The organism is Aquimarina sp. MAR_2010_214, assembly GCF_002846555.1.
In the GTDB taxonomy this organism is placed as follows: Bacteria; Bacteroidota; Bacteroidia; order Flavobacteriales; family Flavobacteriaceae; genus Aquimarina.
Genome location: NZ_PJMS01000001.1, coordinates 3,233,812 through 3,256,000, shown reverse-complemented (window position 1 = coordinate 3,256,000; position 22,189 = coordinate 3,233,812). Strand labels below are relative to the sequence as shown.

The window sequence follows — 22,189 nt, the reverse complement described above, 5'->3', positions numbered from 1 at the left end:
ACTAGTTTAATTATAAAAGTTATGTATATGGCAAAGAGAACTGTAATTCAAACATTAAAAAATAAAGACGGAGATATTTTGTACCTACTAAACGCTAACGAGTCGTGTCATATGTAACACAGTAAGAACGATTTGTGCAATACTTATAACAGTATTACTTTTTTGTGAGGTTTCAACTATGATGATAACATCTAAAGGGCAAATCACTATTCCTAAAAAATATCGTGAAGTGCTAGAATTATTTCCACATACTGATGTAGAATTTGAACATTTGGGAAGAGATGTGAAGGCTTTTCCTTTTTACTCATTTCAGAAAATACATCCCATTAATAATTAATGTTTTTCTCTAAAAGACTTTGGAGAAATTGACACATATTTCTTAAAAAACTTCCAAAAATAGGCAGAATCTTCAAAGTGTAACTCAAAAGCAATCTCGGATATACTTTGTTTACTAAAAATCAGAAGCCGCTTAGCCTCTAAAACAACACGTTCTCTAATCAATTCTCCTGCTGTTTTTCCTGTTAATTTCTTTACCGTATCATTTAGATAGGTCGGTGTTATATGTAATAAAGAAGCATAATAGCTAACACTTCTTTCTTTTTTATACTCTTGTTCGATTAACTTCCTAAAAGACTTCACAATCATATTACCCGATGTACCATCTCCAAAACTCTGATCATTATGCATCTGTCGTTGAATATGAACCATCAAAATATTAAGATGATTTTTAATGATCTGATCTTTCTCAACATAATCATTCGTAAATTCTTTCCATAGGGCTTTAATACTATTACTAATCGTTTTCTCTTCTTTACTAGTTCGCACTACTAAAGATCTATTATGTATTGTCTTATTTATAATTTCAAAACTGGTATTCATTCCGATTTGTGATAATAAAACATCTGGAGAAAAATGTAGTACAAACCCTTTAAAATCACTAGAGTTTTCACAGGCATGAACTACCCCAGGATGAATATAAAATAGTGTTCCTTTCTCCATTTTATACATTTTTTCATCTATCATAATATTTCCACTCCCATGAGTCACCCATATGATTTGAAAGAGATTAAAATGTCGATGAGGATGATGCACTATAGTATTAAGGCCGTCAGATAATTCTTCCAGGCGTCTCATATTAAAAAATGAGGCAACCTCACCTTCTATCGTATTACCATACAAATGATAATTTGGTATCTTATCTTCTGTTTTTACAGACATCATATATTCTGATTCTTTACTTTATTCTCTTATCAATATAAACATAAAATCATAAACCTAAATCTCTTTACCTGTACTATTAAAAATCTTTTTAAAATTAAAAGCGTCAGAAGTCGGTCCATATTCTTCTATATGTTTCAATTTAGATAACGCTTCTTCTGTTGTTGGTATATGATCACGATCTACCCACCATAGTACCATATGTGGACTTTTCATTCTTTCAAACCATTTTCTACCATCCCTCACAAAATAGCTATGCACAGTGCCATAGGAAAAATCTTTAAGGGATTTAAGGTCTTCCCAAACAGACATATTAATAAGCATCATATCATCTTCTAAAGGGGATTCTATATTTGCGGCAGAACTACCATCATCATCTTTTAATCTCCATACAAACCCTGGGCTTTCATCGGCCAACGTATTAATCGGTTCTAGAAAATCCACAAATTCTTTTAATAGAGGAGAATCCAACGGGGCTTTCATCCTGGCAATATTAATTTCTGCAATATACTTTTTACTCATAATTTTAATTTTTCACTGTACCGTTACAGTATCAATATTTAAAATTAGAGATAGACAGTTTATATATTTATATAAGGATCACGGTTGTTTCTGTACTTTTTACAGAATTTATAATTATTTTACTCTTTAAGAAGTTTATGGAATACATCTGCTAGCCGTATTTCTATGAATTTTATAATATGTTCATCTGACTTCTCATTCTGATACATCGAAAATACTTTTGAAGCATTTCGCCTTTTTAGGGTTTTAATATCTCCTTCTGGATATTCAATATCTTCTGGTTTTAAATTCCATTTTAATAACGATTGTAATAGTTCGGTATGAGATTCATATCGTTTCTCTAATACTTTTTGTCTTTCTAAATCTTCAGGATCTTTTTCTTCGGCACTATTAATTTTTGCACTTAGCACCGTAAACTCATCTCTTATTTGTCGATCAATATCCTGAGCTTCTTGAACTAGTTTCAGGTAAGATTCGTGTATTTTTTGATTGTAAAACGCTGCAAAGTCAAAATAAAGATTCATTGCTTTAAGGTAACTTAAAGCAACCTCCTTGTATACTCTTTTATCCTTCTGTTCGGTTTCTACAAGTTGTTCTCCAAGATCGCTTAACTTGCCTTTTTTGTCTTTGATAAGATGAGCAAAACCTTCTTTCTCTGGTAGTGCTAATAACTCTGGAGTGATATCTGTAGGGAGTCCTTCATAACGATATTTTCTATATTGAATTTTGATAGAATCATTCGCTTCTTTTGGCTTTTTAGGTTTTTTATTGAAATTGATTCTGGGTTTCTTAAGTCCAAATGCATAATTATAACTAAAAGTAGCCGTAAATTCACTTAAGCTACCATTATTACCTCCATTTCTGAATAACTGTACAGCATTAAGATTAAAATTATGTCTCTCTTTTAGGGTATAGGTCACCGCCCCTCTTAAATTCGTAACATTTGTATTAGATGTAGCACTACTAGAACTATTATATCCTGCAGAAAGTCTGGTATTTAATGTTTTTTTAAAATATCGTTTACCCACACTTACTGTAGGACCCCAGGTCATTGCTTCTTCCCTTCCAATTGTATTATAAGTTCCATTAATCGATGTACTTACATTTAGGTTTCTTTCTGAAAAATCTATGGCATGCCCCAAGTTCATATTATGAAAGGTAGAAGCATCTCCTAATCTAACCACTCCTCCTTGTTCATTTGAAACATCATTGAGGGCGTAATTCATCGTTAGATTCTGTCGTGAGGTCTTTTTTGTAGAAAGCACATAATTGATCGTTAACGTAGCGGTTTGCGATAATTGTTTATAATCCAACTCTTCTATCTGTTCATCCAAAAGGTCAGCGTCATTAATTTCATCAAACTGATTAGGTTTAATATTGGTAAACGTGCTAAAATTAGAATATGATCCTGCAATATTTAGTCGTTCTGATAATGCTAATGTTGCATTTAATGAACCTACAGTACGGTTAGTATTATTAGCTTTCAAATTATCCAAATCATCTCTTTGATACCCAACATTAAGCGCTAAGGTTAATTTCTCTTTAAAAAAGGTGTTGGAGGCATCTAAGGTTATGTTTTCGAAATCATTATTAAAATAATACGCTCCAAGGGTTTCATAACCAGGATCAATGCGTTCATATCCCAAACCAAGGTTTACTCTACCAATTGCATAACCCAAACGTGTTTTAATTGCATTATAATATTCTGTAGAAGCTCGGTTATTAAAAAAAGTAGCTATTGGCGAGATATCAGTATTATCAGCCTCCTCTGCTCTAATATCTTTGGTAATTGCTGTAGATGCATATTCTGCCTGAAGGCTGAAGCTTTTACCTAATTTCACCTCTCCTTCTAAACTTAGTACCAAATTCTCCTGTGGTAATACTCCTTTCGCTTCAGGAATAACATCAATCGAATTTTGATCATCTTTGGCATAAAAACCAATGATTCCTATTGTATAACGTTCTTTTTCAAAACTCGTTTTTAGTCCATATCCCATACGATTATATGAAGGAATAGTTCTTGCATCTTCATTATCCTCTACTGCTTTAAGCAAACGACCACCCATAGCACTTATTTTGAAAGCCCCCGGAGGGGTAAGATCTATACCTCCACCCGTAAACTGATGACCGCTTAAAGTATAAGGAGAAAAAGTCATGCTTACATTACCAATATGACCGGTAACCCATTTATATTTGGGATGTAAACTAATACGGTTAAAATCAAAAGGAAGCTGGTATCCCAAATTCTCTCCCTGATTCGAAAAACTATAGGATATAGGCAATGAAAAGCTATAAATATTAACGTTAAGTACTCCTTGCAAAAAATAAGTAAAGGGTTCTCTGTTATTATTTTGATTAGAACTATAATACACTCCACTGGCAGAAACCTGACCACTAACTTTTAGAGGTTTACTTTGAGTAATCGATTCGTAATCGAGTGTTTGAGCAATAGATGAAAAATGAAATACCAAAAACACGAATAACAGCTTATTCAAAAACTTTATTTTTGTTGGTATACTCAAAAATGATTTTATATTAAATTTCCCCACAATTCTCTTATAACATAAATAAGATTATTTTTCTCTCTTTATTAAGTACACTTAACTATTGCTTGTACTTTTTTCATCTTTTCTGTTCTTATTTATATCCTTCATAATTTCAATACACTCCCACTTTATATTATCATTCTTCTACTTTAATAAATCTATTTTCACTTGCGCTAAAAACAGCTATTAATGTTTCTACTCCTTCTGAGTCTTGTTTAAACATTCCAGCACCATCATCCGGCGTCTCCAAAGAGGATTTTAATTCAGGAACTCCTAATCTACCATTGTTTCCAGATGTGAGTCCATTTCCTGTATAAGGGTATGGTTGTCCAGCACCTATAGGTATTGCTAAGTTTGGTTTTTTTGCTTTGTATCTTATAATTATGCAATAACCATCCGAGAGATTAAATTTCGAACCTTTATAGTCAAGTCTCATCCCATGGAAAATATCTTCATAAGTTTTTAGATGTTTAGCATCTTTTGCTCTCGTAATAAAACCTCCTACTTTGGTATAACCTCCTGCCTTTAAATATTTATTCAAATCATCTTTAGGGATAACTTTTTGTAGTATTGTATTTTCATCTGGCATGGGTATAGAATTCCTAATCTTCATTATTAAATCCTGATCCTTAGGTTTTAATTGATGAAATTTCATTTTCTGATAGATTTTTTGAAAATTTTCTACACTTATCCCATGTTTATTTAAAATTGAAGCTATATCATCAGAAAATCCATTTTTTAAAGAATTAATAACTGATGCATTGTATTTTGCATTATTTGGTACATTACTAGATCTCTTAAACCCAATCTCTTTTCCTTTTCTTAAGATTACATCTTCTTTATATTTACCAACAACTTCTGCTCCATCAGCTTCATCTAGAAATTTTTTCTTAACAAGGATTCCATTTTTATCAATACGAGCTATTTCTTGATTTTTTCCGTTTATTATAGTGGTAATTATTACATCTCCTTTTTTGATTCCAGAAAACTTAATTGGTAACTCTAATTTAGAATCAAATATCTTATTTGCTTCTTCGAACCCATCAATTAATTTTTGTTTATTAGCAGCAGATCCTTCTACCATAAGAGCCTTTAACCCTTCAAATGATTCTTTATTATTATAAACAAAGCGACTATACGTCTTGGCGAGAATCTCTAAGTTTTTACCATCGTTTGCAAAACGAGTATTTTCAAAAAATTCGAGAATTCTCCATGATTCTTCAAGCTCTGACTTTCTTATCTCAGAAGCTTCATCATACATTTGTTTTACCTTACTATTTACATCTTTACTATTGTTTAGAAAGGTTTTTAATGATGGGGTTACACCACTACCTACTTCATCTATATTAGATATTACATCTTGATTATCTTTAAGTAATTTATTGAGAGTCTTTGAGTCTTCTTTTATTGCCTTCGATAAGGTCCTTGCTTTATACACAATGCTAACTCCTAACCCTTTAGCCTTTATTGTTGTTTGAAGATATCCTAAATAAGCTCTTATTTCTTTACACGTTTCATCTACATCACACGTTTTTGAATATTTTAATAAGGTTTCTGTACTTGACAATAAAAACTGAAAATTTTGAAAATCCTTGAATGCCGTTTTTAAAGCTCCATTTTCATGTAATTTCCAGAGTTGCGCTAGCTCTTTATCTTCTATTTTGCGACGCAATACCCTCATCACTTTATTAAACTCGGTTTTTGTCATACCCCTTTTAAGAAGATCAGGGTTTTTATCTACGTCATCAATAAGTCCTTGTGATAATTTGTCAAGTTCCTTAATTCTTTTCGTAAAATCAGCAGCTCCATTTATTGATCCCAAAATATCACCTAAAACTGCAAATTTTTGACAAAAATCCATTCCCTTCTTTGTCTTAAGCATTCCATCAGGTGTAGCACAATAATCTGAATATTTAAGGACTATATTTGTCACACCAACCAGTGCATCTACATGTTGTAATCCTATAAAAAACTCATCCAGTTTACTTAAGTTTTTTAAATGTCTTAATTTAGTAAGGTTACCAATTCCTGTAGCGGTAAGTGCAACTTCAAAAACGAGATTGATTCCTTGTTCTGTATTACTTGTTCTATATTTTTCATCAATAGCCTTAAGAATGAACATTGGTACTTTTGTAGATTTAACTTCAATACCCGAACTAGCAATCTTATTATAATTTACTAAGCGTATAGGATCATAAATATCATATGTCCCTCTCACTACAGGCTCTGGTGCTGCTTCATGACTATTCCCATAATCATCATATCGGTAGGTCGGAACATATTCTATAAATTCGATGTCGGTCTTATCATCTTTGAACTTAACCTCATAATCACTTAAATAAAAAACTCCAGATTTACTACTTTCATACGGTATGTCGTATACCATACCTGAATTGTATTTAGAGTTTTTCCAAACTTTATAGATGATATTAATAATCTTAGTAAAATTGTCCTTACCTCCCCAATCATCTATATCATCATAAAGTTCTCTAAAAGCACTATTGTCATTAATTTTTCTCGATCGTATTTCTTTAAGAAACTTATCTCCATCAGTTCTTGCCAAGGCTTCTACCACCGCTATTACTGCATCTTCTTCAGAGACTCCTATATCGTTTACAGAGCAATTTAATAACCAATCTAAAACCCTCCATAAATGCTCATAATTAAAATTTGTCGTATTATTAGCTACTGTTAAATAATCTGAAGGTATTTCAGAAAAATATGTATCTATATTATCGCAATCAGGATCTCCATAGGCCTCTGAGTTAAAATTATCATTGAGGTACTTAATTATTTGTTTAGAATACTCTGACTTGTTAGAAACGACATACTCTTTATCTCTTTCAATTTTTAATGCATTAGAAAACTTTTCTACCTCATCATGATGTTCAAATTTAAAAATATGGTCTTCGTCTTTGGTTTTAAAGTTTAATTCATAATATACTCCTCCGGTAAGATGCTCTTCTATTTCTAAAACTACAGATAGATCATCGCTTATATCGGTTTTAGCTTTTGGAAAAAGATATTCCTTTAACCTTTTCAAACCATTACCATCAGCTCCAGAAGTTCTTCTAGGAATATATATTTCTACATTATTAAAAAGAAGTGCAAATCGTTCTTCTTTGACTTTATCGGTTATTAGTTTTCCTGTACGTTTTATTGGATCCTGAAGTGTTGTTCCTTCCATAACCCCATTTCCTATGTATACGTAGATACCATCTCCTTTCCATCTTCCATAAACTACTTTATCTTTTTTTCCAAAAACAGAGGTACTAAAAGGGTCTAGTGTATTAACCTCTTTCGAATTCTCATACGCATATCTTATAATTTGAAATATTTTATGTAAAGATTCATCATCTCCATCAAATCCCGAAAATAACTCCCCCTCTTCATCATCCTGAAATGGATATAATTTAAAATCAGGATTATGAATTTGTGCCCAATCCAAATGTGATAATTCTACTCCATTACCATAATCCATAAGCCAATTCGTAGCTCCTTTTGCTGTTTTCAACTCTGTAAATGGATGTTCTAATCCAAAAACACCATGGCCAAGTTCATGAGCAACTGTTCCTGCTAAATTACCCTTGCCTTCCTCTTCTTTTGAAAGGTTACCATTGAATATAAATCCAAATTGTCGTTTAATCGGCATAAAACCAGCAACGTCACTTCTGCTAGGTTGTATATTACTGCCAAAGACAAAAAGATAATAGGATTCACGAGAAGTAGTTATGCTTGATTTATATGCCTTAATAATAGCATTTTGATCCTCTGTATAATTACTAAAGAAACCACTATCTCCCATCTGTACTGTATCACCCCCATATAGAGATTTATCTACCTTAAAATCACTAGCAATTGTAAAGTCAATATTAACCGATGCTTTACCAAAGATTGCATTTACTTTTGATAAAAGTTCTGATTTACTGGGTAATGACACTCCATCAACTGGTATGATCGTTACATTAACATCTTTTTTGGATAAATGCCAAAGAGAAAATACACCTGCTATAGTTTGTTGTTTCGTATTATCTTTTGACTGTATAGTAGCATATATATTTTCATGCTCAAATGCATAATACCCATTTAGTTCTAACGTAATCTCATTACTTCCGGATACCTCATACTTAACATTTTCGCCATTAGCTGTTTTAATAACAAGATCTTTAATCGATAAGTTACTATCGGTAATGGTAACTTTTGCTTTTATCTTATCTGAAGCCCCATTTCCTATCGCTTTATTAATAATAGCATATGGTTTACCTTCTACATCTTTTATTTGACCGTAATACTTTCCTAATTGTTTTTCCTGCCCATCTGGTATTGCATCAAACCCATAAGCATAACTGTTATCATCTATAAATTCTACTTTGATACCCTCTGCAGAAAGTTGAGAGACATCTCCGTTTTCATCAACTCCAGGAGTGTTTTCTGAATCAACACCTCCACCATCTGCCAATGGTTCTCCCTGTGTAATATTACCATCTTCGTCAACATGGTACACATCACCATTACTGTCAACAATAACCACATCATCTCCACCAGGATACTTAGAAATTGCTCCTGTTACCGGATCTGTAACGGTTATAGTACCATCATCATTTACTCGAATATCATTAATCGTTATATCATAATCAAGTCGTACAGCTTCTAGATCATTATCTCCTTCAAAGACCTCTGTCACATCATTAACAGATTCAATTCCTTCCCAGTTTTCATCGTAGTCTGTCACTACAATCCCATCCAAAAGTTGATAATCTGTATTGATACTAATATTGTCAAAACTCACTTTTAACTTAGTATCCTGTAAATACGGAACCACAATATATCCCCATCCCGAAAAAGAGCCATTATCTCCTTTAACTTCTTTTACCGTTACCGGAAAATCTCCTGCAGTAAATACCTCGTTAACTACTAATACTTCTAGCGGGTCCTGATTGGTAATTACAATCTCTGGTTTAATTCCACAATTATAGGTAGCCTTTTCATTTGGGGTTAATGTAGTCGTAAACTCATAAATTTGGGAATAGGTAAACGGACCATTATCCAGGCATTGTCCTCCAACTCTAAACTCATACGTCGTTCCGGGTTCTAGATTATAAATAGTTGTATACTCATTAATAGTACCTCCTTCAAACCAAATTGCATTTTCGGTATCTTTCTTACGATATTGTACGTTGTACCTCAAGTGATCTACTCCTTGCCATAAAATCTTCTCGCTGGTTGTATTTTTTGCTTCTGCTAATATATATTCTGGTTCGGCACATTTACCGGTATAGGTAAAGTAATAGATTTCACTATACCCATCATTTTTAAACACTGAAGTTTCACTGATCCCATCACTTATCATGGCTCGTACTCTCCACCCATAAGTTTTATCGGGCAGTAAAGAAGTTTCTGCAGGGCCGTATAGTAAAGTAGTAGCAAAAGTATTAGTTTGATATAATGGTCGACTCGCCAAAAATGCGGCTTGCGGATCCATTTGATTATCCCAAATCTCTGCCAATGTAAACTCATATTCTACATTAGTGGCATTAAGATGACGAGGAGTCCACTGAAAAATAACATTTTGCGGATCTCTCATCAATACTTGCTCCCCTCGATTTGGTAAATTTAAAAATGGAGGGTCATTAAGAACTAGATACACTGTAGCACAGCTTTTTCGAGAAATTTGTTGTCCCGATTGTGCATCATATACTTCAAAACAAAAACGATACAGCCCTTCTGGTAAAGGCACGCTATATTGCTGAGGATTGATTCCTCTTAAATTCTGAAGTGCAAAATAAGGTTGTAAATCTATATTAGTTAATCGCAATGGTACTCCCCCGTCCAGAAAAATCGGGTTAGCTCCTATCACTACATCATTACTTTGAATAGACAAACCTGCATTATTTTCTACATAAAATTTTAAGCGTACTTGTCTATTAGATTCTGTAATATCGGTTAATAGTAAATTAAGGATCAACTTATCTGATGAAGCAGTATTATACTCTGATAATTTTAAGCTATACGGAGGTATTATTTGAGGAGTAACAGTTACCGGAAAAACCTGTGCCTGTAATGTATAAGAAAACAGGAATCCTACCAATAAAATATAAAATGCACTTTTTTTAAGCATAGTCGAACTCTTTATCTTATTTGTCATACGTAAACCTATAAATCAATTACTCTTTTTGAACTTTTATATCCACCAGGATATAAGAATTTTGTCCATCGTCAACAAAACTCTTAATCTTAATAGCTCCTTTTTTTCCTTCTTTAGTCTGAAAAAGAACAATTCTTGGCACCATTGTATTATTAAAATCCTGCAACCCTCCAGGAGTTTCTGTGATCACCAAATTCTTTAGCAACGAATCATCCTGCATAGTATCAAACTGTGCTGGTGTTAATGAAGCAGAACAATTGCATAATTCCTGAGAATTAATAAAAATTGTGTTTTTAGGGTTTTGTAGTTCATCAAAAGTAGTTCCTGATAATTGATCAGGACTCACAAACCGATTGCGGTTAAATGTACTACTCAAACCAAAAAACACAAGATCTACAAGTGGTCCAATATCTGGTGTAATTTCATTAGCTGTATATAGCTTGCGTTCTGCTATATTATAAAAACTACCTCTTGTATTTCCCGCATGAGCTGTATTAATCCCAAACTTTATATCATTTAATTCTCTAAGATTTGTGTTTTTAAAAAATTCAATTTGCTTGGTTATGGTCTTTGTCTCTTTTCCGTTAGAAGCTGTTAGTCTAATTGTTTGAATTCCTTCTTGAGTAAATATTATCTCTGGATTTTCTTCTATGGAAGAAGAAGTTGCAGCTCCACCAAAAGTCCATTGATATGAGGTAGCACTAATTGAATTATTTTGAAATTGTACACGAGCCGGAATTTGAAAGTCATCATCTGCAAAAGTTATTTGATACTCGAAGTCTGATATCAAAAATGGAGCAACAGTAATACTTTTTTGTAAATCATATGTTTCTCGTCCATTACCTATCTCTAATCTAATTACATGGTTTCCGGGCTCTGTAAATACTACCTCTCCTGGATCACGTTTGGTAGAATTTGCAGGAATTCCTCCTTCAAAAGTCCAGGAAAAACTATCAGCTCCTGATGATTTATTTTGAAAGGTGTACTTGGCCGGAGAAAAAGTATCTACCTGATTTGTCATTTCAAAATCTACAATTACAGGGTCATCAATTTTAATTTCTAAAACTTTTGTGTCTTGGGATCCATCCTGATTAGTTGCTGTAAGTTCAATAGAATACACTCCCTTTGCATCATACTGTATAACTCCCGGGTTACGATTTACAGATCTAGAAGGCACTCCTCCTTCAAAAGTCCATTCATAATCTTCTCCTCCTTTTGTTCTATTAAAAAAAACAACCTGTACTGGTATTGAAAAATCATCATTAAAAACCTCAAATTCAAAATCAGTAATAACAGGTATTGCCTCTTCTTTGGCACAACCAAAAAGACAAAATATAGATAGTATGTATATTATTTTATTCATATCATAAAAGCACTTCTAAGAACTCTTCGTCACAAAAAAGATTTACTCAAACACTAGTTTTCGGGTTTCTGAACCTTTTGGAGTTTCTAGTAACATTAAATATACTCCTGTGGGTAATGTAAGATTATAGTTTAATGCAAAATCCAGATTGTTTTTTTCTTTACGTTCATGCATTGTAGCACCAGACATTAGGTTTACTATTTTTATGGTGATATTGGACTCTTCTGCCAAAGTAATTTTTGTTGTAAAAGAACCATTATTTGGATTAGGATACACAATAAACTCTTCTATGAATTCTCCTTGGGAAGCAAATACTTCTGGGCTCTCTATTGCTGGCTGAACCAAAATAGTCTTATTATAATCTTCGTAACAATCTCCTTGATATGATCTCAAATTAATATCATACGGTCCCTCATTCTCAAACTTAAGTATCAATTTCTCTTCAGTTTGTGAAACAACTTCTACTCCCTCAGGCATCGTCCATTCTACTGTTTCTCCCATAGGTTCACTTACGTTAACCAATATTACTTCTTCACCGGTATAAGCCTGCGTAGTAATCAAAAAGTCAGAATCTATTGGAGTATCAAAAACCTCAACTTCTATATCACCAACACCTACACACCCCAAACTACTGGTAATTGTAGCGACATATCTTCCTTTTTGAGTAATCTCTACATTACTTTCTGAGCTTGTAAATCCATTTTCACTTGACCAGGAATAAGTAGCTCCCGGATCATTAATAGCAATATCAAGCAGTAATGATTGATCACTACAAAGAGCTCTTCTCTCTTCCAAATTCACTATAATAGGATCAGGGTCTATTAGTTTTTCTTCATAAAATGCCTTACATCCTTTATTATCGGTTACCTCTATTCTATACGTTCCTGCAGATAATCCATCAATAAGTGTAGAAGTACTACCTGTACTCCAGGTATAGTTATATGGAGGGTTTCCTCCTTTAATCTCAACTTCAATTTGTCCATCATTCCCTTCAAAACATGTTGGAGATGTTACTGACACAGGGGTTATTTCAAGTCCACCGGGTTGTTCGATTTTTACACTTCCTTCTATTTGACAACCTTTAGCGTCTGTAACAAAAATCAAATATGTTCCTGCAATAAGATTCTTGATTGTTGGAGTAGTTTCTCCAGTACTCCATTCATATGTATAAGGTGGTGTTCCTCCAACAACAAAAGTCGTTGCTTCTGCGTCGTCTCCATTAGCACAAGTAACAACCGTATTGGTAAAAGAAATCCCAAGTTTATCAGGTTGTGGTAAATATTTTGTGCTGTCGATTGCTGTATCCAAAACATATTCTCTTCCTGTTGGAGTACTTATCGGAACATATGTTCCCAAAACAATACCGTTTTTATCTTCTATATTTAGTGCATAAGTCCCCACACTTTGATTCTCTATAATACTATCATTTACAGCAATATCAATCCAAGCACCACTTACCATTTTTTTCCAACGATAACAATACGGCATAAAATTGGCTCTGCATTCTCCTGCACTTGCTATTGTGTTATCAAAAGGGATACCTCCTTTTGCATGCACTACTAGTGCTCCATCCTGAAATTGATCTGGAATTCCCAGAGGAGCGTTAAAATCAATTTCATCACTATATTCATTTTCGATATTACACGAAATAGAATTATAAATTTCTATGGTTACCTCTAGTTTATCCGGCTCTCCCAGATTATAATCTCCTTCTGTATAGGTACAGCTTTCTTTATTAGTCGCGTTATCATAATTTGCATCCCAAACACTTAATGTATATTTTCCTTTACCTACAGAATGTAATATTACTTGATACCCCTGATCAGAAGGTAATACCATTTCTGTTGTAGTGGTTATTATATTACCTGCTTCGTCTTCCCATTGATACTTATATGTCCCTCTAGGTAAAGGAGTTCCTCCTGTAATTATAGCACCTATTCTTCCGTCTTCAAAACCGTTGGCTCTTGGTTCGTTGATATCATAAAAACTAAAATCAACAGCCTTATCGGGCTCATCAATTACTACTTCTTTTACAATCTCAGCTCCTAATCCAAACTTTCCACCCCCAAGATCTATTTTCATTTTGGCAATACACTCATTGGCATCACGTATTTTGATTTCATACGTATCTGCTTTTAGACCAGTAATAGTATGTGTAAACTCATTAGAAAATGAAATCCAATTGATTCCCCAAGCTTCACTTTGTTTTCTAATCAAATACTGGTATCCTTTAACACCTCCACTAACTTGTAAATTTATTTCTCCATCACTACCATCATGACACCATACATCTACTTTGTTGTCCTTTGGTTCTCCAACAAATGCAACCAGATCAGGTCTACCAATTTGAAATACAGTGGTATGGCTTGCATCTCCAGTATAGTAAACGGTCCCAACTCCTCCTACTATATATCCTCCTACTAAATCTACTCGAAACCCTTCTACATTACTGGGTGGTAATCCATCTAAAAGAATCTTATTTCCTGCAGTATTAAATTTATCGATATCAATATTATTATATGTTTTTACAACATCATACACAATTGTTCCATCTGGTTTTACGTCTGGTTTAGAAAGATCTGCTATCGATATTGATAGATTATCCCCAGTATTCCCAGGAGGTGTAGGTTTTTCTAATGATCTGTCAAATGTTAGCTCCAACGTACCATCTGTACTATCATAACAGCTTACTGGTGTTGTGACTCCCGGAGCGATAATACGAGGTGCAGATCTATGTATTCTATAACTCACCACATTCTCTGATGGTTTATTTAAACAGGGTAAAATTCTAAAATAAATTGTCTTTCCAATTACCGATGTTGGTAAAAAATCTTCTGGAGTTAATTTTAATTCATGAGGAGCATTATTCGGGCTCGGAATTAAACTTGGATCAACATTTTGCCATGAACCAGCATTAGGTGTGCCATCTGTTACCTGATACTGCCATTTGTATATCCCTTTATCAAATCCAGCCGTTGCAGTTACCGTAAATTCATTTTCATAACCAATTATATCAGAAACCGTAGGGGTATCTAAAGTAATAATGGGCCTTATATTTATTATAGCATTTCCAGCCACTGCAGATGGCTTTGGTGAAAATTCGTTAAAATTATAGTTTCTAGAATAACAGCCTGTAACATTTATATCTCCATCTCTATCTCTAGATTTACATTTTCCCCATCCATTTCTATACTTCCATCTTGTTTCAAACTTTAAATTAACGATCTTTCTAGATTCATTAAAATAATATGGATTCATATGATCTTCAATTTTGCTAAATTCAAATTTACCTGGTGGATCAAAAATTTTCTCTTTAGTTCCATTTTCAAAAGTGGCTTCAATATATAATAACCCTGCTCCGCTTCCACAATTTCTTCCTGCATCTCCAACATACCCCGAGATTATTAACTCATACTCTTGAGCAACTCCAGAGATTCCCTGTAGTAAGAAAAAAGTTGTAAAAAGTAAATAAAGTAGCTTTTTCATCTTTTAATATTTTATTTTAATCGTTTCCATGTTAGCATATCCTCCTATTTTGAGGTAAGGCTTTATATGGTATACATAAATATTATTGGGAGAAACTTTGGTATCTACCAAACTCGTTTTTGACGAGGGTATTTGTTTCCATAATACCGGTGTCTCATTCTCTTTTGATTTATAAATCAATACTTCTTGTACCTCTTTAGCTGTTACACGCCACGATAAGTTAATTTTCTTGCTTACTCTATCTACCGTTCCCGAAAATCCTTTAATTACTTTATCCAGATTTACGTTTTGAACTGAAACCGTAACAGGAACAGAAGGTTCTGATAATAGACCACTATCATCTTTTGCAAAAATAGCATAGCGATATTTTTGATTTGATTCTAGATCTTTGTCTATGTAGGAATGTATCGTATCTGTCTCAAACAGTAATTGCCAACCTTTATCGGCCTCTTTAGTATTTTGGCGATATAATTGATGCTGGATAACATCCTCACTAGAACTATTAATCCATTTTAGGAATACTCCTCTATCGGCTACTTTGTATTCTGAAAATATTGGAGATGATGGAGGAATAACATCTGGCTTTTTTAATGCTAATTTTTCTGAGTACTCAGACATATTAAAACGCTGATCCACTGCAACTACCTGATAGTATACTTTTTTGTTTAGTGATTTTACTTGAACCGTATCCTGAAATGAGGTGCTTTCTATAGGTGAAATCGTAAGTTGTGTAACTTCTTCGTTTTTTAGGTTCCCTCTAAATATTCGGTACCCTAACATGTCTTTTTCTATATTCGCTTGCCATTTTAATTGCACCACTCCCAGGCTATCAACCACGCCAACTAATCCAACAGGTGCTGATGGCGGAATACTATCTATAGTCTGTACAAATGCACTTAGTGATGTTGTTTTCTGGTTGTTTTTACCATGTGCTATAATCCTGAAATAGTTTGAAGGTTCTGGATTTTTATATACTGTTTTACGGGTATCAGGATTTATATTGGACTCTACTGTTTTATAAGGTCCTGCTTCTTGAGCTGCCCAATTCAATTCGAAACTGGTAATCTCTTGTTCTGCTTCTTTCAAAAAATCCCACTTGATAACCACGTTTCCAAAGGAATCAAATTCATGCCTTGAGATATGCGGAACTTCGACCAGTTTTTTGACTCCTTGAGCAGAAGCGACCTCAGAGGCTGGACTTTCTTCTCCGAATGGAGAAACCCCAATTACCCTATAGTGATACGTTTTATTGTTTTGCGATATCGTATCTACATAATACATTCGTTTTGCAGGATGTTCTGGCTTATCATTAAGATTTACCAGAGGGGTATCTCCTAATCTTTTAAAATCCGAACCATTCTCTGATCGCTCAACAAAATAAGATGTAAATACTCTTTTAAACATCTCATACTCCCAGGTTAATAAAATACTTTTATCGTCAGGAACAGCGATAAGATCAATAGGAGAAGGTAAAGGTTCTGAGTGTACTGTACTAACAATAACCGAACTTGATATTTCTTTTATATTTTTTGTTTGAGGAACTCTGCTTTTTATACGATATAAATATTCTTCTCCTGGGGTTGTTGTTTCATCAACATATCCTAAAGCCCCCATTTGAGCTCCTTCAAAATTCATGTCTGCTGCGTATAATGAAAATGAATACCGCTGTTCTATTTCTGCTGACTTATTAATGATTTGAGCTATTCCATCTTGTATCTCTTCAACCTGAAAGCTTTCACCATACAAGCCTTGAGCAATAATTGCCGCATAATCGTTTTTTTGAACGATATCTTCCCATTCTTCTATAGGTTTGGGGCGAATAGAATCTTGTAAAATAACTCTTTCATAAGGTGGTGTTAAGAGTTTGCCTTGTTTTTTGATTGTAAATCTCTCTAAAAGATATCCATAGGTATTCCCTTTCAACCATATACTTGAAGTAATTGGAGCCCAACGTAATAAAACTTTGCCTTTTTGATATCTAGCAATGATCTGAACTTCATTTGCAGAAGTATTTTCACCAGCTTGACCATACCCAAAAACGGTTATTCCCAACAATAGCACTATGTATAAAAATCTTTTCATTAGCGTATTTTTATTGGGTTCTTATATTTATATATAGTATTACTTCCTGTAATCCCTCCTGGTAGCATATAAGTAAGTTTCACATTATAATTTCCATGTCTAATAAATAGATATTCATTGCTCAATATTTGTAATACTGGATCATTAGCAGGAATCGCCCCATTTACATAGTCATTCGAAACTTTATTTCTTATATCGATATAATCAATTTTGTAAGCTTCAGGCAGATTGTATCGATACGGAAAATTAACGGCTCTCCAATCTAAATTCACTTCACGTTCCAGACTAGTAAGATATCTTGAATTTACTGGCAAAGCTTTTTTGGGTATAAATCCTAAAATAGAAGGATCTCTACTAATCGTATATTTTTTATGTATCCCATAAGATTGGTATATCACAGGAGTTATATCTTTATTCAGATACTTATCTTTCATTGTAGATTCTATAGCTACCAGGGGTTTATTCTCTGTATATTTACTCCCTACCAGCTCTGCAATATCAAACCCTTCGTGGTTTTTTATTTTAGAAGTCAGAAAAATCACATCAGAAGTAATTTTACCCCATTCATTATTTTCTACACTTATATTTTTAACTTTTGCAGCAAAGGTTTTATACTGGCTAGATTTAAACTCATAAGTAAGTCTTTCTATTTCTCCTTCTTTTATGATATTCTGAGCATTATTCTTACGAATTTCTACTGTATTATCTTGCCCATAATCTTTGGTTTCTGTTGTAGTTTCGGTCGAAGATTTTTCAGAAGCTTTTGTAGTACTTACAATAGCCATTAGGTATTTTGTGTCCTTACTTACTTTGGGTAATGTATACTTTACTTTATTATCAGAAGTGTTATACCTAAAAACAGATTCGTTGATTTTTCCATTTTCATCACTATACTTCACTGTACTTTTCCATTGTGTATTATCAAAGAGATAATCTTGCCCACGTTTTAATTGTATATATCCTGTACCATGTTCACCAGCATAAAATAGTTGCTGATCAACTACGGGATAAGAATATTGTATATTATGTAATGGTATATGATCCGGCGCTGTTCCTGTGGTAAAATTCCTTTCTTCGATTTCTATTGCCTTTTGTCCTTCATCTAAAATCGTTTTGAATACGCCATCAACTTTTTCCTGAAAACTTACTTCTACAGTTGCTTTTAATTTAGTCGTCGGAGGTAAAATATCATCAGAAACAAAAGTTACTCTATCGTTTAGATACCCCCATTCTAATACCCCTTTAATTTCCTTTTCGGTTTCGTCAACAACTGTAAATTTTTCGAGAATTACTTTATATGTTTTATCACCATCATCTTCTGGGATTACAATAGGTTGATTTACTTTCATTGCAAATGTCGCTTGTGGAGCTGCAAATACATCTATATCATCATCTCCATCTTTTGGAGTAACATCTGTAATCATTTTTATGCCATCTAATGGTGATGCATCTTCGAACTCACAGTGTTCTCCAAATTCAATTTTGAATCTGAAACTTCCTTTTACCAGTCCCCTAACAAATCAAAATATCCTCCTGCATACCCTCTCATCCAAAATGGATTTGGCCCTTTGGCTTGCATTAACAATGCTGTTCCTCCTTTGATAATTGGGATTTTTTTCTTTATAAAAAACAATTTGATTCGAATCCCGAGTTCTCCTTGCATATATGCATACGCTTGTCCGTTTGCATACCACCCATTAATCCCAACTTCATCACCTGTATTTACACAACGTGCCTCCCCGTAATCCTTGAGCATAATGTCAAATCCTAAACCTGCTTGAAAACGTGCATAAAAAATAAGGAATCTTAAATCTCCTGTATCCAATTTAAAGTCACTTCCAAAAGCAAAACCTCTACCATCTCCTAATGCATTTTCGTCTCGCATATAGTCTAAAACATCTGCTTCTACTCCCAGTATCCTAGCTACTTCGGGCGGCGGCGGCGGGCTACCAGGTATTTTATCTCCCATCATAAAATATCCTCCTGTTTCCATAGAAAGAGGACCTATACCCATTTTCAGACCTAGTCTATCTGTTGGTGTTCCCATATGCACATACCACTCACCTGGTGAAATATGTACCACTCCCCATCCTGCACGTCCTCCAGAAGCTCTACCCTGTATGATACTACCTGCATTAGCATACACATCAAGTGTAGCATGAAGTGATTTGTTTTTAAAGTCAAGTTCCATTGCAAATTTTGCACTTAGAGCAACTTCTCCAACAATTTCTGTTGGGTATTCTTCTGTCGCCTTGTCCATAAGTGTACTTCCAATTTCGGTATCCATCACTCCATTAACCAATTCATTATCTACCATTCCGCCGAGTTTGCTAGTCAATTGTGCTACTGGATTTGGAAAGCTAAAGGCTTGCATAAATTGAGCTTCTCCATAGAACCCAATTCTATTTACGCCTGCACTCTTATTAAATTCTATTTCAAAACCAGCACTTACTGCAATTGCACTTTCATCTCCGATTGCAGCAAACACAGCTGCTTTCATTCCTAATCTTGTGGTTTCATCAGGAATATACGAAAGTCCCGAAGGTGAGAAATCAGGTCCGGCATCAGGTTTTCTACTCATTCTATAGAAAGCTCCTCCTGCAAATCCATTTATCTGAAACGGGCCAGCCTGTATTTTCAATCCTTTAACAGCAGCATCAACATACCAATATCTAAATTCGTTTTTTCCAAAAATTGCTTTACAACTTAGTGGTCCAAAACTTCCAAAAGTACCTGTTAACTCTGCAGAAAAACCATCCCCATACACTGGATCATTATCCATTAATACTAAAGAACCTTCTATTTGTATGGCTCCCATATCTGCTTTTATAGCAATTGCTGATATATCTAGCCTATCATACTTCCAACGTTGTTTATATTCTTTTTCTTCAAATTTTCCGAAAATTCCTAAACGAGCATCTGCAGCAAACCCTTTTCCCATAAGATTTACTTTAAGGTCAAATTCTATTCCTGCTTCATATTCATTTGAAGAAAAAGCAATATCTGCAATAGATACAGGGAAATTGCTAAATTTTACTTCATCCTTATATCCAAAATAATCTACTTTGATGATGGGTGAAGTTGTCTGAAGCACCAAATTTTGAAATTCAATTCCTTTAAACTGAACAGTTGCATCCTCGCCTGTTTTTTTTCCTTCATTAGCCAATGATTCTTTTTGACTTGCAGAGATGGCCATACGCCCATTTAAAATTGCCTTGGGGCGAAAATTTCCATCAACCACCATTAGCTCTACAGATGAATTGGGTAATAGTTCGGCTTTTGCCTGAAACACATCAAAACTTATAGTATCTATTGTAGAAACAGCCAAACCATACTCATCTTCAGAAATGATACCTTTATACCCCAGTCCCATCCTTTTATCTTCTTCTGTGCCTCCTTCTTTAGGTACATCTTTTTTTGTTCCTTCTTCTTCTGAAATTGGGAGTAAAATACGGCCTTCGAAACCTGCTCCTACTAATTTATTAGAAGCTAGAAAAATACTTATTTTATCAACCGAATATGCCCAAGATTTAGTATCAGATGTTCTTCCAGATTCTAGTGGAATTACATCTTTGGCAGCAAATTCCCCAGAAACGCCATAACTATCAATTATCATATTAGCCGCTTCATAACTTACTCTTTCCTTTGTGGGAATATTTTCTTTTGTCTTAAATTCTTTTGGGAGTTTTATTTCTAATGATTTAACAAATACTCCTCGCCATGATTCTTCACTGGGTAGTAAAAGCCCTTTTTCATAATAATGCTTAGGAAAAACGACATCTTCTGTTCTTATATCACTAAAATCAAAAACTGCTTGATTAACAGAATATATAAATTTGTCTTTGTAATCTGTTAATACAAATGGGGAAAGGTTAATCTCTACGATAAGGTCATTCCAATCAGATGCTACTGCTTTAAAACTTCCTCGTACCCGATTAGGAATTTGTATAGTTTTTTTATCTGCTCTTTTATAATCTCTGGTTGCTTCTAAAATTGTTCCTTTTTCATCAACAGGAAGTAATGTATTACGAGAAATTTGAACCTCTCCTTCTAGATTCATTTCTTTTACACCATCACAATTAATAGTTACATAGGTTTTGTTTTGTATACCTCCGGTTTTAAAATTAAACCCTCCTTTTAGCGATAGTAACCAATTCCCTCCATTAAAAGGTATATGTACATCACCAAGCAATACTAATTTAGCATCTCCCATTAACCCACCTTGATGCGAAAGTCTTACATCATTAGCTCCAAAAAAAATTTCCTTCGGATCTCCTTTTTCATCTGTTTGAGGAAGAATTACTCTTACAAAAACAGTGAGTTCTGTATATTCTTTATTAAACTTAGCTTTAGTAAAACCAAGTTGATACTCCACTTCGTTTACTATATATTTAACCCCTACTGGTAACGTTTGTATATCTTCGTTACTAAATGATGTGACCCATTTTTCTTCTTTCTCTATTTCTTCAAATCCAGCCTTAGCTTCCTTTCTTCCTTTTTCTACTGATTCTCCAGGAGCACTATACTCTTTCTGAATATTACTAAATGTAAATTCTGGAGCATAGTAGACGTCCTTAACATTTCTTAATGGGAATTTTTTATCGAGTTCTGGAAATGTAGCAAACTTAGGAATCGCTGTACTTTCTGTTACTAATTTTTCTCCTTTATCTGTTTTAACCGTAAGTGAATCTTTACCATTACTAAAAGGATATAATAATGTAGGGACTATCCAAAGTAAGATTAGAAGTACTTTTATTTTCATAAAAAATAATTAAAAGTGGTGATACAAACAATTATATACTTAAAATCTATAAAACCATTATAGTA

At 33.8% G+C, this 22,189-nt stretch carries 10 protein-coding genes; 1 reads left to right on the top strand and 9 read right to left on the bottom strand.

Annotated features, from left to right (window positions below; translation table 11 throughout):
- The first annotated feature begins 178 nt into the window (after positions 1 to 178).
- On the top strand, positions 179 to 337 hold the full coding sequence (locus ATE84_RS25860) for an AbrB/MazE/SpoVT family DNA-binding domain-containing protein (RefSeq protein ID WP_143273628.1): 159 nt from the start codon (positions 179 to 181) through the stop codon (positions 335 to 337).
- Here ATE84_RS25860 and ATE84_RS13850 read toward each other — a convergent pair.
- The 9 genes from ATE84_RS13850 to ATE84_RS13815 form a co-directional block, all read right to left on the bottom strand.
- A complete protein-coding gene (locus ATE84_RS13850) occupies positions 334 to 1,221 on the bottom strand; it encodes an AraC family transcriptional regulator (RefSeq protein WP_101448518.1) in 888 nt (295 codons plus the stop codon). The genes ATE84_RS25860 and ATE84_RS13850 overlap by 4 nt on opposite strands.
- A 54-nt stretch (positions 1,222 to 1,275) precedes the next feature.
- Positions 1,276 to 1,740 (bottom strand): DUF3291 domain-containing protein, encoded by a 465-nt coding sequence (locus tag ATE84_RS13845; RefSeq protein WP_101448517.1) that lies wholly within the window; start codon positions 1,738 to 1,740, stop codon positions 1,276 to 1,278.
- A 119-nt stretch (positions 1,741 to 1,859) separates the two neighbouring features.
- Complete coding sequence (locus tag ATE84_RS13840; protein ID WP_233195809.1) at positions 1,860 to 4,235, bottom strand: hypothetical protein; 2,376 nt, start codon at positions 4,233 to 4,235, stop codon at positions 1,860 to 1,862.
- A gap of 187 nt (positions 4,236 to 4,422) precedes the next feature.
- On the bottom strand, positions 4,423 to 10,404 hold the full coding sequence (locus ATE84_RS13835) for a hypothetical protein (protein ID WP_143273627.1): 5,982 nt from the start codon (positions 10,402 to 10,404) through the stop codon (positions 4,423 to 4,425).
- Between the two features lie 46 nt (positions 10,405 to 10,450).
- Complete coding sequence (locus tag ATE84_RS13830; protein ID WP_101448515.1) at positions 10,451 to 11,794, bottom strand: PKD domain-containing protein; 1,344 nt, start codon at positions 11,792 to 11,794, stop codon at positions 10,451 to 10,453.
- A 42-nt stretch (positions 11,795 to 11,836) separates the two neighbouring features.
- A complete protein-coding gene (locus tag ATE84_RS13825; protein ID WP_101448514.1) occupies positions 11,837 to 15,280 on the bottom strand; it encodes a T9SS type A sorting domain-containing protein in 3,444 nt (1,147 codons plus the stop codon).
- A 3-nt stretch (positions 15,281 to 15,283) separates the two neighbouring features.
- On the bottom strand, positions 15,284 to 17,362 hold the full coding sequence (locus ATE84_RS13820) for a fibronectin type III domain-containing protein (protein ID WP_101448513.1): 2,079 nt from the start codon (positions 17,360 to 17,362) through the stop codon (positions 15,284 to 15,286).
- Positions 17,362 to 18,786, bottom strand: coding sequence for a hypothetical protein (locus ATE84_RS26590; protein WP_233195808.1), 1,425 nt, complete (start codon positions 18,784 to 18,786; stop codon positions 17,362 to 17,364). The genes ATE84_RS13820 and ATE84_RS26590 overlap by 1 nt, the downstream gene beginning before the upstream one ends.
- A gap of 77 nt (positions 18,787 to 18,863) precedes the next feature.
- Positions 18,864 to 22,124 (bottom strand): hypothetical protein, encoded by a 3,261-nt coding sequence (locus ATE84_RS13815; RefSeq protein ID WP_233195807.1) that lies wholly within the window; start codon positions 22,122 to 22,124, stop codon positions 18,864 to 18,866.
- Positions 22,125 to 22,189 lie beyond the last annotated feature (65 nt).